Source organism: Streptomyces sp. NPDC036764, from assembly GCF_055609385.1.
In genome coordinates, this window is record NZ_JBVJPT010000028.1 from 1 (window position 1) to 24,691 (window position 24,691).

The 24,691-nt window shown below is 65.4% G+C and carries 10 protein-coding genes and 4 pseudogenes; 3 read left to right on the forward strand and 11 right to left on the reverse strand.

The window, feature by feature from the left end; all coding sequences use genetic code 11:
• The first annotated feature begins 1,102 nt into the window (after positions 1–1,102).
• Positions 1,103–2,470 (forward strand): NucA/NucB deoxyribonuclease domain-containing protein, encoded by a 1,368-nt coding sequence (locus ACZ69Q_RS45155; RefSeq protein ID WP_471054643.1) that lies wholly within the window; start codon positions 1,103–1,105, stop codon positions 2,468–2,470.
• A gap of 62 nt (positions 2,471–2,532) precedes the next feature.
• Here the strand turns inward: ACZ69Q_RS45155 and ACZ69Q_RS45160 are convergent, their stop codons facing one another.
• The 5 genes and pseudogenes from ACZ69Q_RS45160 to ACZ69Q_RS45180 all read right to left on the reverse strand — a co-directional run bounded on the left by ACZ69Q_RS45160 (position 2,533) and on the right by ACZ69Q_RS45180 (position 8,276).
• A complete protein-coding gene (locus ACZ69Q_RS45160; RefSeq protein ID WP_471054631.1) occupies positions 2,533–3,000 on the reverse strand; it encodes a hypothetical protein in 468 nt (155 codons plus the stop codon).
• Positions 3,001–3,468: 468 nt separating this feature from the next.
• Positions 3,469–4,671: an IS110 family RNA-guided transposase gene (locus ACZ69Q_RS45165; protein WP_471054633.1), complete on the reverse strand. Its 1,203-nt coding sequence runs from the start codon at positions 4,669–4,671 to the stop codon at positions 3,469–3,471.
• 242 nt (positions 4,672–4,913) lie between these two features.
• A pseudogene (gene tpg / locus ACZ69Q_RS45170) lies at positions 4,914–5,312 on the reverse strand (telomere-protecting terminal protein Tpg); the annotation flags it as partial.
• 6 nt (positions 5,313–5,318) lie between these two features.
• Positions 5,319–5,679: pseudogene (locus ACZ69Q_RS45175) on the reverse strand (telomere-associated protein Tap); the annotation flags it as partial.
• Between the two features lie 92 nt (positions 5,680–5,771).
• Positions 5,772–8,276: a WD40 repeat domain-containing protein gene (locus ACZ69Q_RS45180; RefSeq protein WP_471054635.1), complete on the reverse strand. Its 2,505-nt coding sequence runs from the start codon at positions 8,274–8,276 to the stop codon at positions 5,772–5,774.
• 58 nt (positions 8,277–8,334) lie between these two features.
• Between ACZ69Q_RS45180 and ACZ69Q_RS45185 the strand changes: the two genes are divergently transcribed.
• Complete coding sequence (locus tag ACZ69Q_RS45185) at positions 8,335–10,050, forward strand: ATP-binding protein (RefSeq protein ID WP_471054636.1); 1,716 nt, start codon at positions 8,335–8,337, stop codon at positions 10,048–10,050.
• A 128-nt stretch (positions 10,051–10,178) separates the two neighbouring features.
• Here ACZ69Q_RS45185 and ACZ69Q_RS45190 read toward each other — a convergent pair.
• The 6 genes and pseudogenes from ACZ69Q_RS45190 to ACZ69Q_RS45215 all read right to left on the reverse strand — a co-directional run bounded on the left by ACZ69Q_RS45190 (position 10,179) and on the right by ACZ69Q_RS45215 (position 23,703).
• Positions 10,179–10,996, reverse strand: a pseudogene (locus tag ACZ69Q_RS45190) (IS5 family transposase).
• An 84-nt stretch (positions 10,997–11,080) separates the two neighbouring features.
• The gene (locus ACZ69Q_RS45195; RefSeq protein WP_471054637.1) at positions 11,081–11,932 is read right to left on the reverse strand and encodes an IS5 family transposase; all 852 of its coding nucleotides are present in this window, start codon (positions 11,930–11,932) and stop codon (positions 11,081–11,083) included.
• A gap of 192 nt (positions 11,933–12,124) precedes the next feature.
• The gene (locus tag ACZ69Q_RS45200; protein WP_471054638.1) at positions 12,125–12,895 is read right to left on the reverse strand and encodes a transposase family protein; all 771 of its coding nucleotides are present in this window, start codon (positions 12,893–12,895) and stop codon (positions 12,125–12,127) included.
• Between the two features lie 67 nt (positions 12,896–12,962).
• Positions 12,963–13,394, reverse strand: coding sequence for a hypothetical protein (locus ACZ69Q_RS45205; RefSeq protein WP_471054640.1), 432 nt, complete (start codon positions 13,392–13,394; stop codon positions 12,963–12,965).
• Between the two features lie 84 nt (positions 13,395–13,478).
• Entirely contained in the window at positions 13,479–19,928 is a 6,450-nt protein-coding gene (locus ACZ69Q_RS45210; protein ID WP_471054641.1) for an RHS repeat domain-containing protein, read from the reverse strand.
• Between the two features lie 121 nt (positions 19,929–20,049).
• Positions 20,050–23,703, reverse strand: a complete 3,654-nt coding sequence (locus tag ACZ69Q_RS45215; RefSeq protein WP_471054644.1) for a laminin G domain-containing protein — start codon at positions 23,701–23,703, stop codon at positions 20,050–20,052.
• Positions 23,704–24,575: 872 nt separating this feature from the next.
• Here ACZ69Q_RS45215 and ACZ69Q_RS45220 point away from each other — a divergent pair.
• Positions 24,576–24,691, forward strand: a pseudogene (locus ACZ69Q_RS45220) (IS5/IS1182 family transposase); the annotation flags it as partial.

The window sequence follows — 24,691 nt, forward strand, 5'->3', positions numbered from 1 at the left end:
ACCCGATACGACAAGACCGCAGCCTCCTACGAAGCAGCGGTCTCCCTTGCCTCGTGCCTGCTCTGGGCAAGATGCGTTTGAAGACGGACCCTAGTGACGCTGCGTGCACGACCACAAGGAGTGGACCAGAGCCCGTTCTCATGAACAAAGCCAAGCCCACCCTGGAGGTAACCGATGAGCCGTCGCAGGCTGCACTCGGGAGTGGCCGGCTCGGTGGGGGCTGCTGCAATAGGCCCTCGGGCGAGGACCGCCGGTTGGGGTTGAGTTTTGGACCTTCGGTGTCGGCCTCGCGTGCCAGGTCGTCCATGACGAGGGCGCTGTCCTCGCCAGGCATCGACACAGGCAACCAGACAATGGTGCAACGCAGCTAAAAAGAACAGGTAGAGGCACCCGTCCCGCCGTGCTAACCGGGCACGAGATTTGTGAGACTGTCTCAAGAGTAAGAAGACGCCACCCGGCGCGAACAACCAGCGCTGTTCGTCCGTACCATCGGTACGCCGAGGCATCCTGCGGCACCAGCGGTCCCCCGAAGAAGGCTGCACCCAGGAAGCCCGCGGCCAAGCCGACGGATGCCGCAAAGGCGGCTCAGCCCACCCTCGTCGAGCTCATTCGCCGCCACCTCCTCGAGCTGAAGGAACCGCGCTCGGCTGCGGAGATCTCTGCCGCGCTCGGCCAGGCCCACCCCGAGCGCCAGTTCGCAGACAAGGTCGTGCGAGTCACGCTCGAGGGCCTCGTGGCGAAGAGCCAGGCGGAGCGCACCAAGCAAGGAAGGTCCGTCTTCTACACCGCCCCCAAACCGGCCGAAGCCCCTGCAGCCGAGGCACAGCCCGCTCAGACTGACCACTGACAGCCAGCGCGTGCCGACGCAAGCGCTACCCCGGCAGTCAGCCGGAGCGCCGTGTCGGCTGCAGTGTTGATCTCGGTCAAAATGGGGCTGCGATCACGCCACGACAGGCGGGCCACCGAATAATCGAACAACTCGTTCGATAGAACTTTCCCCGACCCGGTGTCAGACATCAGGTCTGACACCGTATGAGCTCGGGGGTTCGATCGTATGGATACGACGTGGTTCAGACGCCGCGCCGCGCAGGCCGTGGCCGTGATGCTGCCAGCAGCCCTGCTGACGGTGGCGCCGTCGGCAGCGACTGCGGCAGATGCCGGCGAGCTTCGGGTGGAGACGTATGTGCTGCCCCTCGGGGCGGCGAAGCCCTCGCTTGAGGAGTTGCAGAACCGGGACGGCACGGCGCGGTTGCGGCAGCTGGCCGCCGCTGCGGAGCCGCAGGCGCGGCTGGCGCTGGAGACGGTCGGCCCTGCCGCTTCCTACGGTGCGTTGTCGAGACAGGCGTCCGGCTCGCCTTCTGCGTCGGAGATGGCGCGGTCGTCTGCGGCTGCGGGGGCCCGGGCAACTGCTCCGGAGCCGGCGAGGAAGATGAACTTGGATGAGTGCGCGAAGGGTCTGGGCACGGACAAGAAGTTCTTCGTCAAGTCACGGTTCGCGGTGTGCAACGGGGCGTCCTTCGTCCAGACCTGGTTCCAGAACAACCGCCCCGTGGGCGAGAGCATGTTCAACGTTCGCGTGATCGGCACCGTCGCGCTCAACAGCCGCACGATCAGCTACGCGTACCACTTCAGCGACTTCTTCAAGGGCGGCAGGAACGCTGCCGACGGTCTGTCGATCACCACCAAGGGGAACACCCCGCAGAGCTGGCCTTCTGGCGTGCGCTACAACCGTGGTGGCAACCTGCCGGCCGGGGCCAGAACCTTCGCTCAGCTGAGGGCGCAGGGCACCTTCAACCAGACGGTTCTTGCCAAGCCGGGTCAGGGCACGGGATCGGCTGACCTCGTCTTCGCCGTCTACGAGCCATCTGTGAAGTACACCGCCCCGGCGCCCTGGACCCTCAACGGCAACGGCGGCAACCTGTTCATGCTCGCCCCGCGCTGGGACGCGGCCCCGTACCTGGCCAACTCCACCGGAGGCGGGAACCCGGACAGAAAGGGCGCTGCAACGTTCAGCTACATAACCCCGCTCGCTCTGAGCGCCAAAGCGGGGGCGGAGGAACGGGCAGAAGCCCAGCACATCCGACAGGCATTCCTGGTCCCGCAGGACACCAAGCCGTACATGTCCGCGAAAAAGGTGCCCGGCCAGACAGCCAAGGAACCGCTGCACCGGACCGTCAGCGAAGCCCGCAACAAGAAGAACAGAGCGGCAGCGGTCAAGCAGTGCAGGCGCTACTGGGGACCGAACTACACCAGCGGCGGGAAGGAATGCGATGAGTACCCGTTCGCCAGCACCTACGAAGGAGCCGCGGAAGTGGAGTACGACCCGGAGGCCAAGGAGTTCAACTTCTCCGCGAAGCCGATCCCGAGGGATGACAACCAGGCCGGCGGTCTGATCCTGAAGAGCCACTACGCCAAGAACCGCATCATCGACGGACTGAACGACGGCTTCATCGTCAAGATCATCACCTGACTGGATGCCTGCCTGGGCGGGGGCGGCTCCAAGGACCGCTCCCGCCCAGCCGGTTCCGCGTTCTACGCGTCGGCCGGCCAGAACTGCACGAGGTAGCGCTCCACACCGTCACCGGTGCCTTCGCCCTCCGAAAGGGCCGCAGCCGCGGCCCGGCCAACGCAGCCGACGCGCACCCGCCAGGAACCACCCGCGTCAGCCAGCGTGATGACCTCGTCCATCCGGCCCGTGTGCATGGACCACACCGCGACCTGCCCGCTCGTCGACTCAAAACCGGCTTCGGCCTGCTCGTCCCAGTCGCCCGTATCGCTCAAGGGCGGCGCCCCGTCCCACACCTCGACATCGACGGTGGCGGTGTGGGTGTGCCCGCCGCTGGTGATGTCCAGACGCCCCGGATGTGTGCCGAGGAAAGAGTGGCGGTGAAAATCGTCGGGGAAGGGGACGGGCAGTTCCGCGTCGTCGGACTCCTGCAGACCAAACGCGTGGTACCCCACGAACGCGCTCACACGCTGCCGCCGGACAAGCTGCGCCACAAGAACCCCTTCAACTCAGAACACTGCCCTCGCCAGGATGCTAGATCCCGACCTGCAAGGGCACACAACGCAGCGAATCAGCCGCATACGACCGGGCGATGTACGAGGAGTTGGCGAAGAATCTTCGCAGAGATCGGCACTCAGGCGTCGAAACAGAACGCCGCCTTGGCAGGCGGCAGCTTCGTGTGAGCAGGTCACAGGTCTGCCGGGCGTCCTTGTCAGCATCTGTCGCAGCCAGTAGCAGTGTGATGCCGCCCTTGCCTGCACCGCCCCGGTCAGGAGTCGAAGTCGAGGTAGTCGATGTCGGTGCATTCGAGGAGCAGGCCGTGTGCGCGCCGTCCGCGGTCCTTGAAGTACATCTCCCCTAGTCCTTCGGCCACGATGTCCGTGAGCTGTTGTTCGGTGGCCCCGGCGGTGTGGGCGTCGAAGAGGCGTGCCCGGTAGCGGGGGGTGCCTCTATGTCTTTCGTCAAGCGAGGCGTGGGGTTCTGGGTTCGTAGAAGGTGCCGTCGCGGAGCATCGCGAAGAGCACGTTGATCCGTTGCCGGGCCAGGCGGAGAAGCGCCTGGGTATGTGTCTTTCCTCGGGCTCGGCACTTGTCGTAGTGGGTGCGGGAGGCGGGGTCGTGCAGGGCGGCGAACGCGGACAGGAATATCGCGCGTTTCAGGACGCGGTTGCCGCCGCGTGGTGCGTGTTCGCCGTGGATCGAGGTCCCGGACGACTTCGTGGTCGGCGCGAGGCCGGCGTAGGAGGCCAGGTGGGCGGCGGTGGGAAAGCTGGTGCCCTCGCCGACGGTGACCAGCAGGGTTGCGGCGGTCCTGACGCCGACGCCGGGCAGCGACGTCAGGACCTTGGAAAGAGGGTGTGCCTCCAGAAGGGCGCCGATCTGGGCTTCTGTGGACCGGCGTTGTTCGTGGACGGAGCTGAGGGAGCGGGCCAGGGAGGGAATGACGATGTCGAGGGTGCCGGTGCCCGGGACGACGACGGTCTGCTCGTCGAGTGCCTCGAAGACGTCGTCGATCAGCCGCGTGGCCATGCGCGGGGCCTTGGACCGGATCACTTCAACAAGCCTGCGGCGTCCGGCTTCTCGCAGGGCGGCCGGAGATCCGTAGCGTTCCAGCAGCCAGGTCACGGCGGGGTGGTCCAGGCGTGGGCCGAGGACCCGCTCCAGGCTGGGGTGGAACTGGGTGAGCAGGCCGCGGACCCGGTTGGAGGTCCGGGTGGCCTCGGCGGCGAGGTCCTGGTCGAAGCCGACGAGAACGGTCAGCTCGGCTGTGATCTCGTCGGTGAGTTCCAGCGAGCGCAGGGTGTGCGGCATGGTGCGGGCCGCGTCCGCGATGACCGCGGCGTCCTTCGCGTCGGTTTTCGCCTCGCCGGGGTAGAGGTCGGCGATCCGCCGCATGGCCAGGCCGGGCAGATAGGCGACCTTGCAGCCGGTGTCCCGGGCGACCGTCAACGGGAGGGCGCCGATGGAAGCGGGTTGGTCCACGACCACCAGGACGGTACCGAACTTGGTCTTCAGCTTCTCGAAGACGTCCCGCAGCTTCGGCTCGGTGTTGGGCAGCTGCTTGTCGAAGACCTTCTTGCCGGCCGGGGTGAGCCCGTGTCCGTGGTGGGCAGTCTTACCGACGTCCAAACCGAGGAAGACGCCTATCTCGTCGCTGTCGTCCAAGCCGTCCTCCCGAACGGGTTCGTGCGGTGCTGGCCATGGCGTTGGCGTCGTGCGCGCATCCACGTTATGCAGACCTGCCGCCCGCGAACTGCCCGGCATTGCGCCGGACCGGACGGTGGCCGGACCTCTTATCAGCTCTCCAACGGCGCCTCTCGAGCCCGGCGGCACCACCCCCCAGGTCATCGGTTCGACAGGGGGGAACAGCCATACCGGGCCCGGAGGCCAGCGACCCTCTTGCAGGACCGCGAAGAACATAACGGGGGCAGTCCCCGGGTGAGGGGCCGCAGCCGTGGGTCGTCGGTGGTGCCAGGTGCGGCGGTGAATCCGAATCAGGCTCGGGTGTCGATGTAGATGGCGCCGGTGGTGGCGGCCTGTTTGCGGGCTCGGTCGCGAACGCGGGGCTGCCAGCGTTTGCGGACCTCGTCGGCGAGCCGTTGGGCAAGGTCGTGGCGGGGTTGTTTGAGTTGTCCCTTGACGTAGCGCTCAACGGTGCGCTGTGTGGCGCCGAGGAGTTCGGCGGCGGCCCGCGCGCCTTTGGTCTGTTTGACCAGGTACTGCATCTGTTTCTGTGCCGACTTCGGCATCGGACGGGTGAAGTGCGCGGCGTCGGCCCGCTCCAGGCTGTCGGTGAGGAAGCTCATGGGCTGTTACTCGTCTCCGTCGTAGGCGAGGACGGTGCCTATCTTGATGTGCCGGGCGATGTTCACGTCCGGGCCGTGCTCCTCCGTCAGGCCTTCGGCCCACAGAACGCTCTGAATGCCTTCGTGTTTGATCATGCCGGGTGAGACACCGAGCCGGAATCCTCTCGGCAGGGGCTTGCCGTCCTGGTAGGGCAGGAAGTCGAGCGGGCTGGGGCCGTCGGAGGCGTACACGGCGCAGTCGGAGAGGACCGCGACGGGGGTACATGTCGGTGTGGTGGGCGAGCTTGAGCATCTTGCGGTGCATGTTGATGGGGGCGTTGGCGATGACGGCGGCGCGGATGTCAGGGCGCCAGGTCGGGCGGGCCAGGTCTCGCCGGGCCGCAAGCCTGTGGCGTGCCTTCACCGCTGTCGCCCGATTGCCCCTCGCGCTGCGGTGCGCTGCATATGATCTCCAGGCCGTTACGGCAGCCCGTCGTCCTGATCAAGGCAGGGGAATCGCAGTCTGAAGTGGAAGACGCCGCTGCTGCCCCCACACGCGATCTGGTCGCCTGCGGGCGACCAGGCGCAGCTCAAAAGTGACCCTTCGAGCCTTACGGCCAGCAGGCACGCGTGGGAGGCCAAGTCCCACATCTTCAGCTGGTTGTTGCCGCCGATGGTCAGCAGAAGGGAGCCACAGGGCGAGTAGGCCAGACCCTGAACGGATTCCATTCCTGTGACCAGACGAGGGGCGAGCGTGCCGGAGTCGAGTTCCCAGAGACTGACTTCGCCGTTCCAGTGGCCAGCCGCCAGGCTTCGGCCGTGCGGAGAATGAGCGAGGCAGGTGAAGGATCCGTCCGCTGGGACAAGAGCTGTTCCGTCAGCGCGCAGTGAGTGCAGGATCTTGGGCGGTCCCGGGGAGTCCAGGCGGTGAATCTCGATGGTCTCGTCGCCGCCCGTCGTGGCGAGCAGGCCGTCGCCGAATGCAAGGAGCGTACTGACCGTCGGGGGGCGGCTGAAGTCGATCTCCCGGTCATCGTTCTTGATGTTGGCCCTGAAGCGTGACTCCAGCCGTCCATTGGTGTTCCAGACCCGAACCTTACCGTCGCTGCATGCCGCCACCAGTTGCCCGGTGGCCGAGACGGTCAACGCGTAGATGCGGTGGGGGCCTTGGGAGTCGTCGCCGAACTCGGAGAGTAACTGGCCCTCGGTGCTCCAGAGCCGGATCATGCCGTCCCAGTCTCCGGTTGCTGCCCAGGAGCCGTCGGGCGCTGTCGCGATGCCGTGGACTACAGCGGAGTCCTGGGGAGACCGGGCGATCTCGATTCCTTTGGGGGACAGCAGGAGGGTCCGGCCAGCTTCGCATGCCAAGGCCAGCCAATCGCCTTCGGGGTGATAGGCGACAGCGCGGACCCAGCGGTCGTCGCGGTTTTCCCCCGTCTGCTCGCGGAGGTTCTGATAGTCCCAGAGCCTGATGCTTGCTCCCGTGTCGCCTGCGGTGAGCAGCAGTTGCCCTGACTGGACCAGGGCGGTTGTTGTCGTGCCGCTGGGCAGGCGGATCGCTGAGGATCTGGTCGCGGTCAGGGTGCCGTCGATCTCGGCTAGTTGCCGTACTCGCACCGAGTGGTCCGCGCCGTAGGCAAGCCATGTGCCGTCGGGTGACCATGAAATCGACGTGCGCGCGGCTGCCACGTCGTTGCGCTCGTTCAGCAGCACTGTGCCGCTGCTTGGATCCCAGATGGTGAGGTTGCTGTCGCCGTCTACGACGGCCAGGCGGGTTCCGGCAGGGTTGAACGCCAGAGACGACCATGTTCCATGGATCTTTTGGCGGAAGGTCTTGAGCAGCCGGCCGCTTGTAGTGCACCACAGTCGCACACTGCCGCCGTGTTCTGCCGTGGCGAGAACGTGGCCGTCCGGGGCGAAGCAGAGGGAGTGGAACGAAGAGAGCAGGACGTGGGCGAGGTTTCTGGGCCAGCGCAGATTCACCCGGAGACGTACGAACAAGGCAAAGTGCAGCAGGGAGAATAGGCCCGCAGCGGTGAAAACGGCGGTGTCGTCCGGTATCCCGGCGAACCCTATGGCCAGCAGGGTCCACAAGAGCACCAGGCCCAGTGCGAGCGGCGGCAGCGCAGGCGTCCTGCCTTCTTTGAACCGGGCCATCGAACCCAGTAGTCGGTCAAGGAGAGTGCTCACGAAGGGCTGGTGCAGCGGGACGAGTTGGCCCTCGTAACTGAACAACCGGACTGATGGGCCGTCGGCCACCGCGAAGTGGGAACCGTCCGCGTGGGCTCCGAGGGCTACCAGCGGACCGCCGGTCAGGGGAATCTTCATTCGCGAGCCAGTGGCTGGGTCCCAGATCTGAAGTTCCTCGAAGTCGATGGACACAACTCGTGCCGCGTCGGAGCTGACAGCAACCTGGCGAACGAACGACGCGTGCCCGGGCGAGACGGCCCGTAGGTCTCCTTGAGGAACGCCCCATAAGGAGATGCTGCCGTCTTCATGACCGGAGACGATCAGGTTGCCGTCCTCAGCGACGGCCATCGACCGCTGTGGGCCAGCGATCGAGAGCGTCTGGACGGGCACGGCTTCCGTTGTCCGGGGCAACGGTCGGATGGCCCGCAGCCAGGGCCGGTCCAGGATCGCCTCGGTCTCCTCGACGATGGACGCAAGGCTCGGGATTTCCTCAAGTTGTAGCAGCAGGCCAGCGGCAGCCGACTGCCAGGGAGCATCCGGGGACCGGAGCAGGTGGCGGCCCTGCCGGATAACCTGGGCGAGGACGGAGCTGTCTGGGCCGGTGACCAGGGAGAGATCTTGCTCTACCCGTCCCGGATCGCCCAGACGTAGCCGCATCGCCCAGTACCGGACGGAGCGCGCAGCGAGTTCAACGGTCTCCCGGTCACCGCGGCGGGCGGCGTCGCCCAGCACGTTACGCAGCATGATCTCTTCGGTGGCCGGATGGTTCACCTTCTTCCCCCCATCATCCAGCATGCCCGGTATTGCAAGTATCGGGTGTTTGCCACCGAGGGAAGACGTCAAAGGGACTCGTGTGCTTCTGACTTCATTAGCTCTCGCCGACGCGCTGCTCGGTTGGCTCACCGCGCACGCCGGTGACGCACTGGTCCGTGGGTCGGCGCGCAAGACACTCGGCGATGCTCAGCAGCGCGCCTTCCGCCACGTCATCGACAGCGCGATCGGCGAAGCGGTGCACACCGTTGCCAACGAGCTGCCAGAGCGCCGCCGCAAGGAGCTGGCGAAACAACTACGCAAAAGCCGGGCACAGTTGACCGGCGGCCCCGCGGACTACCTTGAGCTGTCACAGATGGTGCAGGCCTTCCTGGACTCCCCTGCAGGAGTCGAACTGCTCTCCGGTTTTGACGTGGACGGCGCACGACTGTCCGACGCACTCACTTTTTGGATCACCGACGGCGTGGTGCGGGACGCTCTGGCTGGCGGCGCGCTCGCTCCTCTGGCCTCCCACGCACAGTTCAGCGGCCTGTTCGACCTCAGCGAGCGGACCCTGACCACCTTGCATTCCCTTACCGGCCGTGTCGAGGAGACCCTGGAGATTGTCCGCGCCCTAGCCGAGCGCATCGACCGCACTGGGCAGTCCTCCTTTGCCATGGCCTTCACAGCTCTCGTCGCCGAACGGGCACGGCTGTTCACCGGACGCCGCGAACTGCTGGCCCGCATCGATGCCGCCTTAGCCGATCCCGGCTTCCCCAGCGGCTATCTGCTGGTGACGGGGGAACCCGGCATCGGAAAGACCGCCCTTGTCGCCCACCTGGTCAGCAGTCGGGGCTACGTGCACCACTTCAACAGCCGCAGCGAGGGCATCACTTCAGCCACGGCCTTCACCTCGATGGTGTGTGCGCAGCTCGCCGCTCGCTATGGCCTGCCCCAGCCGCCACAGGGCGAGGAAATGCTCGGCAGTGCCGGACTGTCGCGGATGCTGGCGCTTGCGGCGGCGCAGGCACGTGCTGACGCTCCAGTGGTCATCCTCCTCGATGCCCTGGACGAGGCGGAGCAGCCGCCGTCCGGCGGCAACCGTCTCTATCTCCCGGCCGCGCTCCCCCCGCACACCTATGTCGTTGCCACGAGCCGGGAACTGTCCGACGACTTTCTCATCGTGAGCAGCCTGCGCCGGTTCCACCTGTCAGACGACGCGCCGGAGAACCTCTCCGACATCACCGAGTACGTCAACGGCCGGCTGGATGCCTGCGCCGACCTCGCCAGGCGGGTGGCCACAGCCGGCCTGGCCCGGGATGCGTTCGTGACAGACATGGTCGCCTGCAGCCAGGGCAACTTCCTCTACGTCGTACACGTCCTGGCCGATCTGTGCGATGCAGACTCGGACCGGGCCGCCCTCATCGACCCGGCCGCGCTGCCGGTGGGCCTGCGGGACTACTATCGGACTCACTGGCGGGTCATGAAGGACCGATGGCCCGCCGTCCTGGCGGACAAGTACGAGACCGCATTGCGGTGTCTGGCCGTCATGCGTGAACCCGTCCCGGTCGGGGCTTGGGTCGACTTCGCTCCGGGTGATGTGGACGCACGCGTGGCACGTCACGTGGTCCGGGAGTGGCGGCAGTTCCTCAACAGGCGCCCGAGCCTGCATTACAACGAACCCCTCTACGCCGTCTACCACTCCACATTCATCGACTTCCTCCGTGACGAAGGGCCCGGACTCGAACCATACGAACGCCACGTCTACCACGTGGAAAGGTCCATGCTCCTCGGGCTCTTGCGTGACACCCGCTCTTGACGCGAGCAACTCCGGGGTGTCCAACGGACGCTTGTAGGAGGCGGCCTTCTCAGGCGGGGGCGCGGGTGATCGGCAAGACGAGTGCACGGCGAGCGTAGGCGGCCTCGGCCGCAGCCGACTTACTGGCCCTAACAAAGCCTCTGGACGTGCCGGTGGGTGATCAGGCAGACCGCGAGTCCGAGGAAGGCCTCGTGGATGTCGTCGCGTCGTTCCCAGCGGATCCGCAGGCGGCGGAAGCCATCCAGCCAGGAGATGGTGCGCTCGACCACCCACCGGAAGGTGCCCAGGCCCGTGCCGTGCGGCTGGCCACGTTCGGCGATCGCCGGCCGGATCCCGCGCTGCCGCAGGAGCCGGCGGTACTTGTCGTGGTCGTAGCCGCGGTCAGCGAAGAGCATGTCGGGCCGACGACGTGGCCGGCCGACGACTCCGGCCACGGCCGGGATCTTGTCCAACAGCGGCAGAAGTTGCGTGACGTCGTTACGGTTTCCGCCGGTCAGCGACACCGCGAGCGGGATGCCTTGGCCGTCGGTGATGATGTGGTGCTTGCTGCCCGGGCGTGCGCGGTCGACCGGACTGGGTCCGCTTTTGGGCCCCTGCGTGCGGCCCGGACGTGGGAGGAGTCGATCACCGCCTGAGACCAGTCCAGCTGGTTCTTCGACCGCAGCTTGTTCAGCAGCAGTTGGTGGAGCTGGTCCCAGACGCCCGCCTCGTTCCAGGCCGCCAGCCGGCGCCAGCAGGTCATGCCCGAGCCGAAGCCCAGCTCCTGGGGCAGATACTCCCACTGGATCCCGGTGTGCAGCACGAACAGGATTCCGCACAAGGCCTGCCGGTCGGGCACCCGCGGTCGCCCTTCCACCTGCTTCGGCGGCGGCCCGGGCAGCAACGGCTCGATGAGCGACCACAGTTCGTCGGACACGATCCACGGCCGCGACTGACGCTTCCCCATGACCACATCAACGAACGATCAAGCCGACAGCCACATGATCGAACCGCTTTTGTTAGAGCCAGTAAGAGAGCATCTGATCAGTGTTCACGCTGATGTGAGTGGGATGTCTGTTTCAATTCGCCAGGTTGGTGTGGATTCTCCGGTCAGTTCGCGGGACATTTTGTTAGCCATGGCCCAGTGGATCATCGTCCGGGATCTCTGCGGCAGGGCCTCGTAGTCCCGCGCGAGCCGGCGGTGCTGCATCAGCCAGCCGAAGGTCCGCTCGATCACCCACCTTTTCGGCAGTGGCTCGAAGCCCTTCGTCCGGGTCCGTTGCATGACCTCGACGTCGATGCCATGGCCGGCACCATGATTGAAGATGCTGCTCTGGTAGCCGCCATCGGCCCAGACCTTGGCGACACTGGGATGGTGGGCTGCCAGGTCGTCGAGCGGATGCTTTCCGCCGACGGTGTCGTGGACGTTCGCGGCGGTCACCAGGACGGCCAGGACCAGACCGAGCGTGTCCGTGATCACATGCCGTTTGCGGCCTTTGATCTTCTTGCCGGCGTCGATGCCCTGGCTGCTCTCGGCCACATTCGCCGAGGTCTTGACGCTCTGGGCGTCGATCACGGCCGCGGTGGGCTCCCTACTGCGGCCGTGCGCGCGACGGGTCTTGTCGCGTAACAGGTCGTGGACCTGCTGGGTCGTGCCGTCGGCTTCCCACTTCGCGTAATAGTCGTAGACAGTCTTGAAGGGCGGGAAGTCGTGCGGCAGGTACTCCCATGGAATCCCGGTGCGGTTGACGTAGAGGATCGCGTTGACGATCTCCCGTAGGTCGTGCACTCGGGCCGCCGTGCCTGGTCCGGTCCGTCTTGCCCGCCAGGCGGTGAAGACCGGTTCGATCAGAGCCCAACGGGCATCGGATACATCACTGCGGTAGGGACGACGCGCACTCACGCCCGCTCTAACGACCGCCAGCACCTGCCGTCACAAAATCATCCCTAACTACCAACTACCTAGATCAGATGCCCTCTAAGACCCCGGCCGTACAAGGAAGATGCCCAACTCACAGCCTTGTGCAACACGCTTTAAAGCGTGTTGCAGAACGCCGTGATTTTGCAGGTCAAAGCCCGACGGCGGCTGTGCTGATCATGCGGCGAGGGCGAGGTTGTGCATGTGCGCGATGGCCTGGACCGCGTGGTGGAGGCCGTCGCCGTGCTGTCGGCAGTCGCGGAGGATCTTGTAGTTCTTCATCCGGCCGATCACATGCTCGACGCGGGCACGGACCCGGCGATGCTCTGCGTTGTCGGCTTCCTCGCCGGCCAGCAGCGGCCGGCCGGGTCGCTTGCGGTGCGGGACGACCAGCCCGGTGTTGATGTAGGCGCCGTCGCCGAGCACCGTGACACCCTGGCACTGCTCCGGCAGGCCGGAGTTGCGCCATACCTGGGCGTCGGCCTTGTTGCCTGGGGCCGGGCGGGCGGTGGCCACGACCAGGCGGGTGTCGGCGTCGATGACGACCTGCACGTTCGCGGAGAACCGGTAGTTGCGGCTCGAATCACCGACCTTGCGGTCGCGGACCGGGACCAGCGTGCCGTCCACGATCCACAGCCGGTCCGCGACATCGACGGGACGGGAGGCCGACTCGAGCGCGAGGAGAGGCCGTAGCCGCTGGATCACCCGGCATACCGTCGCCGGCGACACCCCGAACAGCGGCGCGAGCTGCCGCCTGGTCAGGTTCGTCCGGTTGTAGACAGCCACCACCAGCACCCGCTCGGCCAGCGGCAGACACCACGGTCGACCCATTCGCGGGCCGCCGCCACCCCGCTCCCACACCACCTTCAGCAACCGCTCGAACTGCTTCATCCGCAGCCCCGTGAACGTCTCCACCCACAACGGATCAGCCCTCAACACCCCACGCATACAAGGGAAATGCCCTGCTCACGGCCTTCTGCAACACGCTTTAGGCCGAGCTCTCCTGTTCCATTAGTCAATACGGCAGGTCGGAAATCTCGTATCCGGTTAGCCCAAGTGCTCCGACTGCGGGAAGGATCCTGGCCATATACCACTCAAAGTCGACATAATCATCAACATCTCGGCGATAGACAGTATCAACCCTAGGATCCAGCAAGAGTCTATGGCCGGCAGACGACAAAAGGAAAGAGCCTCCGATACCTGTCGCCTCCCAGGTGAGGATAACAGCGCAGGCCCCGTGGGATTTACGGGCTTGCTCCATCTCGCTAATAACGGCAGATTCAGCACCAAGAGCCTCGCTCTCCCAATCGGTCATATCAGACTCCACGAGGTAGCTAATACGTCCGCCGTCATCCAGTCTCCAGCCGCCCCGTACGAGCGATCCAATAATATCTGGCACAGAAATCGCGCCATTGAACTGGAACTTGATACTAACGTTCCTGCTCATTAATAGCCCTCCCAGTAGCGCGCGCCTACCGGAGGGATGCACGTCGACATCCCTCCGGGGATCCATCATACCTACCGACTCGCCCTAACCCCGCGAAATCACCTCCCATTCAAACCCCTTCTTCTGGAAGTAGTTCTGAATGTTCTGCGGAATCGGATTCTCAGAGATCACCCGAAAGTCTGCACCATTCTCCACCGCAATGCGACGCGACTCGCCAAGTTTCGACTTGAATCTGAGCATTTCCTCAGCGTCCCCATTCAAGAGCTCCCAGTATTTTCCGCTCTTTGCTTCATACCACACCTCTCGGGCAGACCCTTCAGGGGTGTAGCGGCCATCGAATTGCCTTTTCCCTACCTTGAACCCGGGCTTCCCGTCCGGACCCGGCTTGCCACCGAAGCGGTTCATTAGAGCCACTTCGTAGGCGTCTCCACTCATTTGTTGCAGGCGACCTCTGGAAAGCCCTGGCCTACCTGCAGACCCCGGGCCAACCGGAGCAACTCCGACCAATATGTTCTCGCAGGGATATCCAGGATTGCATACGGGCCCCTCAATGAACCTCCTGATGAATTCAGCGAAGCCCAGTTCCGGTTGCGGGCCGTAGAGCCAACTACCTTCATTGTTGCCCCTGTTCTCCCTTGTGTCTCCCGGTCCGGTCAGTGCATAGCACTCTTTAGCCGGTCCGGATCCGGTGCACGAGTAGGGAATTCCACTTTTGGTTCTCCCCGCGCTGTCGGTAACAGCAGTGCCCTTGGGGTAAACGCCCTCATCGACAAGGTCGTCGACGTAGCCCTGCCCGTTGTCAGATCCCCAGTCCAGGTCAGGGCAGGTGAGGGGGTCGCAGCCGCCGTCGGAGACGTGTGCAGGCTTGAGGCCAGTGGGGTCGCTGGAGGTGATGGGGCTGTTGGCGGCGTAGTTGTAGCCGTTGAGGGACTGGTGGTCTTCGAGGGTGAGCAGCGGGTCCACGCTGAGGAACTGGCCGATGGTGGGGTCGTATTCACGGGCGCCGACATGGGTCAGGCCGGTCAGTTCGTCAGCTGGCTTTCCGAGGAAGGCTTTGTCGTCCGGCCAGTTGGTGGCCTTGGTGCCCCGGGAGGCACCAAATGGGGCCGCGTAGCGTTTGGTGACTGCCAATGTGCTCGCGTCGAGAGCGATAGTGGAGGTGCCATGGTGGTCGGCAGCAAGAAAACTGAGTTTCGTGCCGGTTGTGCCGGACACAGCCGTGCGTACGCCGATCGTCTGGCCGTTGGCCGTGTAATAACGCTCTCCGGAGAGGGTCTTCGCCGTGCCCTTTACTGTCAGACGGATCTCCGTGCCACCCAGGTAGAGGACAGTGTCCCCGTCACTCTTGGCCCTGCGGATCAGCAGTTCGCCGGAGGCGTCGTAGAGGTAGGTGGTTTCCTTCGCGCTTTCGGTGAGTTTGGCGAGTTTGCCTTCGGTGTTCCAGGACAGTGTCTGCTGCGCTGTGGGACTGGGGCGTGAGGTGGTGTTGCCGCTGCTGTCGTAGGAATAGGTGCCGGTCCGGGAACCCGTGGTCTTGTCCAGTGTGTGGGGCTTGGTGTCCCTGGCCGTGTCGTCGTACGTGTACGTGGTGGTCTCGTCGCCCGAGGAAGTGTGCTGAGTCTCGGTCTTGCGCTGACCGCCTGCGTTGTACGTGTAGGACGTCCAATAGGGTGCGCTGCCGTCGATGTTGGACGCCGTTCGGCCGCTGCCCGCGCAGTCGGCGGTCTTCGGGGTCCATGCCTCGGTCAGGCGGCTGTAGCCGTCATGTGTAAAGCACTGGTAGTCGGCCTTGGTGGTGCCGCCCTGGGTGGTGGCGTCGAAGATGGAGGTGACGTTGCCTGCGTCGTCCTGGGTGAACGTCAGCTCCTGTGGCATGTAGCCGTGCACGTCGTCGGTGACGTAGGAGCGGGTGAGACGTCGGGTTCCGGGTTCGTAGTCCCAGTTGAGGTAGGCCTTCTTCGACGAGGTTGCGGGGTCCACGCCCAGGGTGAGCTGGCGCAGATCGCCCTGGGGGGAGAACGCCGCGCCCTGGAGGTAGCCGGTGGTGCCGGTTGAGCTGATCTGGTTGCCGGTCGAGTCGTACTTGTAGGAGACGGTCTCGGCCGGCAGCCCGGCGACTGCCGGGGAGGCGTACTGGCTGGTCGTGTCGTCCAGGTTGTAGCCGGTGGTGAAGGACAGGGGGCTGGGCACGCCCGCGGCCACGAGCGGATCGGTGGCGGGCAGGAGCAGCTGGCTGCCAGTGGGGCGGTAGAGGGCGTCGTAGGCGGTGACCTTCTGGGTGTAAGCCTTGCCGCCTACGCCATCGTCGTAGCGGACGGCGGTGTCCTGGTGTCCTTTTTGCAGCGTGTCGTAGGTCCAGGCGGCAAGCTTGTTGGCGTCGGTCTTCGTGGCCTGCCACAGGCCGGTCTTGCGACCGGCCTGGTCATACTCGTAGAGCAGCTTCTTGTTCTGGTCGTCGTTCGGGGTGGTGCTGACTGCCTGATCGAGCTCGTTGTATTCGGTGCTGCTCTTGCCCTTGTCCGGGTCGGTGGCTGATACCTGACGGTCGAACAGGTCGTAGGCGTAGGACCACTTGGCCTGGTCTGGGCCGGTGATGGTCTCCTGCTGGCCGCCGGCCGTGTAGGTGTAGCTGGTGGTGGTGTAGTCGGTGCCGGTGGGCTGAGGGCCGCCGTATTCACGGCGCTGCGTGGTCTGGCCGAGGGCGTTGGTGACTACGGCGGTGGCTTGGCCGCCGTTTGGTGCGCTGGTGGTGACGGTGTCACCGGTGTAGGCGGTGTTGATCGTCCAGCGTGTGGTGCCGTGCGTCTTGGTGATCGTCTTGACCGGGCGGCCGACGCCATCGTAGGTAGTGTCCGTCTGGAGCGGGGCCTGTCCCGCCGAGCTCTGCGCAAAGCTGGACTCGGGGGTTGTTGTGCTGTCCCAGATATCGGCTTGCTGACTGACCGCCAGGCCTCTGGTGTCGTAGAGGGTCAGCGAGATAATCCGGCCGCCCTGCGGGGTCGGGGACTGGGTCTGGCGGGTCCGGAGCAGGGAGTCGTAGAAGGTGTAAGTGGTGTTGTAGCCGGAGCCGTCACCCTTGAGGCTGTCGGTGGACACCCAGGACATGGCGGAGCTGGTGACGTGGTAGGCGTAGACGTAGTTGGGTGTCTTGCTCAGAACCTTGAGGCGATTGGGCAGCCAGACTTTGGTGAGACGTCCGAGGCTGTCGTACTCGGTTTCCGTGACCTTGGTGTTGGGATCGGTCACCTTGGTCGGGGTGCCGGTGGCGAAATCGACCACCGTCGTCGTCTTGTACAGGTTGACGTCCTCGACGGCGATAGCTGTCACAGGGCCGGCTGTTGCTGGCGTGTAGGTCGTCCTGGAAACTTGGAGACCGTTGGTGTTCTTGACGATCAAGGGACGGCCGAGCGGGTCGAACGTCGCCGTGGCTACCTTCTGCCAGATGGGGTTGTTGGCCGCTGTGTATCCCTGGACGCGGCCAGTCCACTGGACCTCGCCCTTGGTCGGGACCTGGCTTGAGGACCAGGTCGTTGAGTCGTAGGCGACCGCCGTGTCAGAAATTACATCGCCGAGCCTGCTGGAATCCGCCGGCAGATCCAGGGCGTCTCCCGTGATGGCGCAGGGCTTACTGGTGACACGGGTGCGAGAGACAAGGGAGTTGATGCCGGCGGCCTCGTTGCGGGCATACCAGGTGCGCGAGCATTTCTCGTCACCGGTGACCGTAGTGTCGCCCTGGTCCTCGACGGTAGCGGCCATGCCGTAGTCGTCGAAGGTGGTCTTCACCGTGCGCACCCGGTCATAGGGGGTGAGCTTGCTGGTGACGTTGGTACGGGTGTGGGTTGCATCGCTGCGGACGAAGTAGGCCTCCGTGTCCGCGTACGACTTGTGCTGGGTGGCGGTGCGCTTGGACCACGGGTCGTTGACCGTGCCGGCAACCTCAGTGGTGCCGTCGTAGGTGACCGTCTCGCGCGTGAAACCCGCGTATTGGTCGGAGTCAGTGATCGCTGCAGCCTTGATGCCGGAAACCGTCACCGTCTTGCGGGCATCGGGCTCTGGAGTCTTGCCGTCTGGGCCGAGGACGCGGTCACCGTGCATGCCTCGCATGTAGACGGTAGCAGTCCTGCTTTGCGTGCCGGTCGAGATCCCGACGAGGTGTGTGACCATTTGGTATCCGCGCCAGATGGACCAGGTGCGCTCCTTGGCAGGGGTCATCGGGTCTTCGTTGTAATGCCAGGCGCCGCCGTCGGAGGAGTACTGGTAGGTGTGCTGCACCGCTTCGGCCCCACCGAACGGGTCAGTGGTGGACACCGAGCTGACCGGGTACTTCTGGAACCAGTCGAGGATGGGTTCCTTCTCGCCGTTGGGCGACCAGAAGACCGGGTAGCAGCGTTTGGTGTTCGTGTCGACCTTCGGCTTGGTCTGACCCGCGACGCAGTCGGCGGCCAGATAGGTAACGATCGTCTGCGCCCCGGTCTCCGACGTTACGGTCTTCAGACGCGGCTTGTGGAGCGGAAGGATGTTGTCTGTCTTGCCATCCACGCGGCTGGGCTGCATCTCGTGCGTGAACGTCACAGGATCCAGCGACAGATCTGTGCCGTGCTTGCCCGTGTGCCGGATCTCCTCCAGCCACAGCGACTGATCCGTGGAGTCACCGGTGTCGCCCGGGTCCAGGTACCGCTGCTTGAGACTCCACGCCTCCACCGGTTCGAAGTCCGCGGGTGTGGCGGCCGCGTTCCACGCGTACGTGGTGATGCCCGTCAGGCGCTTGCGGGTGAAGAAGGTGGGACCGGTGTTGCCGGTGCACTTGTCGCCGTCTTTGCAGATGGCGTCGAAGGGGACATCCGGCCAGCTGTCGCGGGTGTCCTCGGTCAGCGAGCCGCAGTTACTGATCGACGCATCGCAGCGTTCGGCGTACGAGAGGACGACCTTGTTGGAGGCCGCGGGGGAGCCGGAGAAGAGGGCACCCGCACGGTGGCCGTAGCGGATTTCCTCGAGGTAACCGCCGCGGGTGTAGCCGGTCCCGGTAGTGTCGTCGCCCAGCTTGTCGTAGTTGTTCTGCTCGGCCGCGTACCAGTACGACATGGCGTTGCCGTGGGTGTCTTCGACGTAGTCGAGGTTCCAGCGCCAGGCCTGGGTTTTGGCTCTGCCAGAGAACGACGTTCCGCTGCTGTACCCGGGCTCTTTGTCGTCGTCACCGAAGACCGGGGCGGTCCACACGGAGTTGGTGCGGTCCTCGGTGCCCGCACCGTCGAGTTTGTTGAGGCCGAAGACATACCGGGTTCCGTCACCCGTGGTCACGGTCCAGTGCTCGCCCTTGCCGTCTCCCTGGCCGTCGACGATGTCGTCACCGTCGTCGCCGTTGTCGGCGCCCGTCGAGTGCGTGACGGTGGAGGCGTCGTCGTTCTTCAGGCGCCACTTGCCCGAGGTGTCGTCCTTGACCAGCTCGGTGGCCTTACCGTTCAGCACAAGAGACGCGTTGTAATACTTCCAGCACAGGTCGTACTTGTCCGTCTGGCCGTCGTCGTCACAGGAGCCGTACTTACGCTCGATGTAGGACGACGTCAGGTCGAAGCCCTCGCCTATCTGGCTGCCCTGGTTGTTGGTGTTCGCCGTGCGTCCGTCCACATCGCCGGAGTTGTAGGAGATGGACAGATTCGGCGCAGGTCCGGCCGCAGCTGGTGGGACGCGCAGCGGGTATGACCAGGTGAACGTGCCGGAGGAGCCGCCTGCTTCCCATGTCGAGGAGGCCGAGAGCGGGGTCGCCTTGTAGTCGCCGGTGCCGGACTGAGTTCCTGCGGCCAACGCCAGCACCATGGGCGCGGCAGTCGGTGAAAGACTCAGCGGAGCCGAAATGCGGTTCTGCGTACGGTCGTTGGTCGAGTCGAGGCTGTGCCGCTTCCGGCAGTCGGCCTTTCTCGCGTGAGTCAGGGAGCAGTCGGGCAGCCTGGTCAGCTGCAGGCGTCCGGCCCAGTCGCCGCCGTAGGCGGAGGCGAAAGCCGAGTAGTCGATGCCGAGCCGGGCCTTGCCGCCGCCCTGAGGAGCGGTGATTTTCAGGACCACGCCCTTGACACCGAGCTGGGCCGCCGTCTTCTGGTCCAGGACCTGAACGGCGAGGGACTTGACCGCCTTGCCCTTACGGGGTGCGGCGAGGGTGACCGGCAGAGAGCCTGCAGTGGCCTTCACCGTGCCCTTCGCCGGGACCGTGAGTGACGCCTTCCCCGCCTTGGGCCAGGTGGTCTTGGTTTGCTGGTCGCGGCGGGCGCGAGCGGATGCCTTCTGGTCGGCTTCGGCGGACTTCTTCACGATGGCCGCGGTCTTCTTGTTCACCTTGGCGGTGAAAGGAGTGACCTTGGCCGATCGGGGCGCCTTCAGCCGGGGAGCGCCCAAAGGATCTGGATCTGCGGCGAAGGCCACAGGCGTGAGCAGGCCGGGAAGCATGGCCAGCCCGGTGGCTGCGGCCAGGCGACGGGACCAGCGTCTTCTGCTCTCGCTCCCGCGACCCAGACTGCGGCTGGGTATGCCGAAGGGGTTCATGTGTCTTCTTCCTGTGCGGCGCCAGAAAGGGGGCGCTGCGGACGCATGCCGTTGAGACGAGGAAAAGGAAGGGGTAACCAGGGTTTTCCCTGCCACCGGCAAGAAGGGGCGGGCGGGGGTGTCAGATGGCGTCGGGCGTGTCCAGGACCTGGGAGCGGACTTGGTCTGCGGTCATGGCTCCTGTCCAGATCCGCAGGTCCTGCAGGCCGCCGGGCAGGTAGTTGCCGGTGCTGCCTGAGCTGGTTCCGCGGCCCAGACTCAGCTCTCCGCTGCCCTGTTGCGGGGCAGTGAAGCCGGCCGTCCCCTCGGAGGGCTGGTCGTACTCGCCGACGTACAAGTGGACTTTGCCGTACCGGGTTTCCGTCACGCCGGTTGCGGGGTCGGTCCACTCCACGGACTCTTGGGCGTCGAAGGTGCCCGTGACCTGTACCCAGGTGTCGGTGGCGGCCACGTCTGCGGCCGGCACTTCAGCGCTCTGGGTGATCTTGCCGTCCGCGCCCACTGCTGTGCGGGTGAACTTCCACTGGAAGACGCCGTCCTCAGGCTTCATGACCCACAGGGCCCACGAGGATTCCCCGCCCATGCGCTGGGCGGCCACCTGGGCCTGGTAACCGACCGGTTTGGCATTCAGTGCCAGTGAATCCAGCCGGACGTTCGCCGATACGGTGAAGGAGCCGGTTTCGTCAACGGCGGAGCCGGTGGCGGCGGCGTAGCCGGATGTGCCGTTGAGGAACAGAGCGTTGTCCTCCTCGTTCAGCGTGGCGCCGGTACCGGAGAGCGTCATGGCCGGCAGCGGATAGGCCGTGTTCTCTGCGACCTGGGTGCCCTTGGCCGTCGTCGCGTCCCATTGGGCTACGAGCTCGTTGGCGGGCACACCGTCCTGCAGCAGCTTTGCTTCGTCGACCACCTCAGCCGGCTGCATCGCACGCTGCCAAACGGCGACCTCATCAAGCAGACCGAAGTGGTAGTCGCCGTAGCTGCCGCCGGCCTTCGAACGGCCGAACTGCAGTCCCCCGCTCGCGGTCCACGGCGTGTAGGCGGACGCCGCCGCAGCCAGAACCACAGGCTGGCCCTGGGGCCGGCCATTGATGAACAACTGGATGGTGTCGTTGGCCGGGTCGGTGTCCGGGAGGTTGTCGTCACCTTCGGTCTTGAAGACGCCCGCCACGTGGGTCCACACGTTCAGCCGAGGGTTCTCCCGCTCGCCGAGAGACCTGATGTACGCCGGGCTCGTCAGATCCTTGTCCGCGCGGTTGAACACCCACTTCTTGTATGCGGCGGAGTAGTACAGCGCGAACGCGCTGCCGTTGGTGCCGGGTGCGGACAGCACGACCCGGTTGGCCGAGGCATTCGTCAGCTGCACCCAGGCCGAAACGGTGAAGGAATCGCGGGTGTTGACCGCGGGGGCGGACGTGGCGGCGTAGCCGGTCTGCTGGGTTGGATCGGTGGTGTCGTCGTTCAGTCGCAGCGAGTAGTCGGCGTCGCCGCGCCTGGCCCTGGTTGACCATCCGGTGCCCAGTTCTCCCACCAGCGTCGCGTCGTGGCGGGTTCCTTCGGTGGCGGTGTCCTTGGCGGTCATGGTGCCGGATCCGGGGACGCCATTGAGATGCCAGCGCCCGACGGCTTCCTGGGCAAGAGCCACTTTGAAGGAGAATTCCTGGTAGGCGCCCCATCTGTTGTAGACGTCCTTGGCCCGCACAGACAGCACTTGGGTGCCGGTCAGCGGCGGGGTCACGTCCGGGACGGTGACCTTGAGGGTGCCCGGGACTTGCTTGGCCGGGGTGGACAGCAGCTTCCACTCATAGCCGGTGATGTCGGTGCTGCCGTTGGTCTTGATGTCCGCGGTGTTCGGCTGGAAGGTGAAGGAGCCGGGCTGGCCCGGGCCGCCCTTGCCTTCGCACAGGTTGGCCGTGCACTCGGTGTACGGCGTGCCGGCCGTGATACGCGGCGGCTTCGGAGCCGTCGAGTCAATCTTGAAGTAGCACCAAGAGCTGTAGGAGGACCACAGGTCGCCCGTCTTGCCGTCGTAGGACCAGTGGGACTGGGTGCGGGCCTTGTAGCGGTACAGGCCGCCGTCGGCGCGGTCGCTGGTGCGCAGCTTTTCCAGAGTGCCGTCCGGATGCCAGCCGGTATCGGGCATGTGGCCGGTCCACACCTGGTGCCAAGCCGCGTCGTCTCCACGCTCGACCACGTACTCGGCCTGCAGGGACCCCTCCTCGTCACCCTTGTTGGACTCGACCTTAGTCTGGACGCGGGCCTGCACGATCGGGTCCTCGCGGGTCACGATCAGCGGATCGGCCGAAGACTTCTTGCAGTACGCGGTGGTGCCATCGCCCGGGATGAGTCCGACGTCGGTAGGCACACCGGGCTGGTACGCGAAAGTGACCTGCAGTTCGGCGTTGTCGTCGAACCGCTTCCACGCACGCGGGTCACTCTCATCCTTGGCCCGCAGCATGAGTGTCAGACGGCTGATCTTTCCGTCCGCGAATGAGCGGACGGTGTTCTTGAGGTTCTCGTCCGTCTCGTCAGGGTTGTCGTTGAACTCGATCCAGGCATCCGGCTGATCTGGAGCGCACAGGTCACCACGGCCGGCAGAGACGTAGCGGTCGCCCATCTGGTCGAGTTGTTTGGGCCCCGGCCAGTTGGTGGCCTCGGAGATGTTGTCCGTGCGCTCAAGGTCGACCCAGTGCGGCTCGCAGTTGAACGACCAGGTCTCCCGGGCCCGGAAGGTGGCGTCCAGAACATACTTTCCGGCGAGCTTGGTCGGCGCGAACTCGAAGTACATACGGTCGACATAGCCGCTGCCGCACGAGTAGCCGTCGGCGGTTCCGCACTTGCCGACGCCCTTGTCGCCGTCGAACATCCAGAACTCGTCCTCGTCGGAGGAGATCTTCGTGCGTTCCTGCGCGCCTAGGCCGATGGAAGGGTCGATATAGACCGGGTAGACGGTGTCCTCGCCGCGCAGCAGTTCCAGGTCCGGCTGGACAGCCACCGTGTTCTCGTCCACGGTCACGGGCAGCATGGCGCTCACGTCACCGTCACCGGGCCGCGAGGGATCGCTCTCCGGTTCCCCGTTCGCACCGATTTCGGCCTCGGTACGCATCATCTGGGCCTGCGGCCCCGACGCGCTGTCGCCGGCCGAGTCCCACATCTGCCCGGCAGGCCCCCGGAAGAGCGCGTTGCCGTCCTCGTCGACCGCACGCAGACCGCCGCCCGCACCCGGCACCAGGGTCAGTCCGTGCCCGGACGCCGTCAGCTCCACCTGCTCCAGCGCAGGGTGGCGGGCGGCCTCTGCTGTCTTGACGACCAGAACTTCCCGGTACCCCTCGGCGGTTGCCGTCAGCTGCAGGTCAACCCCGTCGAACACATCGGCGTAGGTCGCCGTCGCACCGTCCAGAGTCGGCTCAGGCAATGCATCGGCCCAGCCGAGAGTGACCGACTGGCCGTCTTTGCCCAGGCGAAGCATGTCCGCGCCAGAACCGCCGCCGGAGAAGGATAGGTCGACCGCCGCGCCCTTGGGGGCTAGCCGCCCGTCCGCACGGCGCTCCAGTGTCGGGTCCACCTCACCCCAACTACCGTCGCCCTTCCTGACTCGCTGAGGTGTCGTGGACTGCGTAAGCGTGAACGTGCCGTCCGGATTGGCCTGCGTGGTGGTGTACTCCGTGCGGTCCGCCGTCACCTCCACAGGCTCGCCCGAAGCCCTCGCCTGTGCCAACGCAGTCGACTCGTCCACCACACCGGACGCTGTTTCTGCCGCAAGCGCGGCACCCGCCATCGGAAGAATCGGCAGCCCCGACAGCACCAACGACGCGGCCAGTCCGCCCAGCACTACTCCGCGCGTTCTTCGCGTCCTGATTGCCGACGCTGAACCCCACCCCAGCCTCACTGCGCCACCCCAGTCACAGAACTCTCACAAGGATGCGCAGAGTTAACGTCGAGTGACCGAGTGGCGTCAATTGAGTGTGGCTCAGGTCACGCACACTTGCCCGAATACGCCCTGAGCTGCCTAAATACTCTGCCAGCGCCCGCTCCGCTCAGCGCCAGGGAAGAAGTGGTTGCCATGCCGCCAACTCGGTCCAGAGAGTGACGGAGCCCGCACCAAGTACCCAACCGCCTCAAATGACTGGCCGGTTCCAACCCTCACGCCCCTCGTCGGATCGGGCCTGATGTCCTGCAGAAGGCTTTTGACGATTATTTGACGATTAGCCGAAACAGCGACACATGCCGGCGCTCCTGGCGATCCGTCGATCGAACCCTACGATCTCGCCGTAGTTGTCCCGGCATCGGGGTTTGGCGGTCTGCATGCCGGACGCCTACCGGCGGCGGGCGGCAGCCCTCAACCGAACGCAACCGAGACCGGTCTTCCCGTGGTGAACCAAGGCGTGGGGCGGTGAATGTTCGGGTCCGCCGGGCCGTGCAGCGCGTACTGCTGTGAATTTGCGCAAACAGGCTTCTGCGGGCAGAGGACAGGCGCCTGGCGGCCGGCGGGAAGCAGTGCATTGCCCCGCCCGGAGGGACTTGCCTTGCGAGCGTCGACCGCTTCCTGGCATTTATGCGGGAGAGATCGCGAGTTATGTCAGTTCCGGTCGACTTCAGTCAGGGTCGGTCAGGAACGGAAGGCGGGTGTTCACGCCGTTGACGCTCGGCCATTTGTCACCGCTGCGACGTTCGCCGGTCGACCGGCGGAAGACGGGCAGCAAACACCACTTGATCTGCGACGGCCGCGGTACCCCGCTCAAGGTCATCACCACTGCGGCCAACGT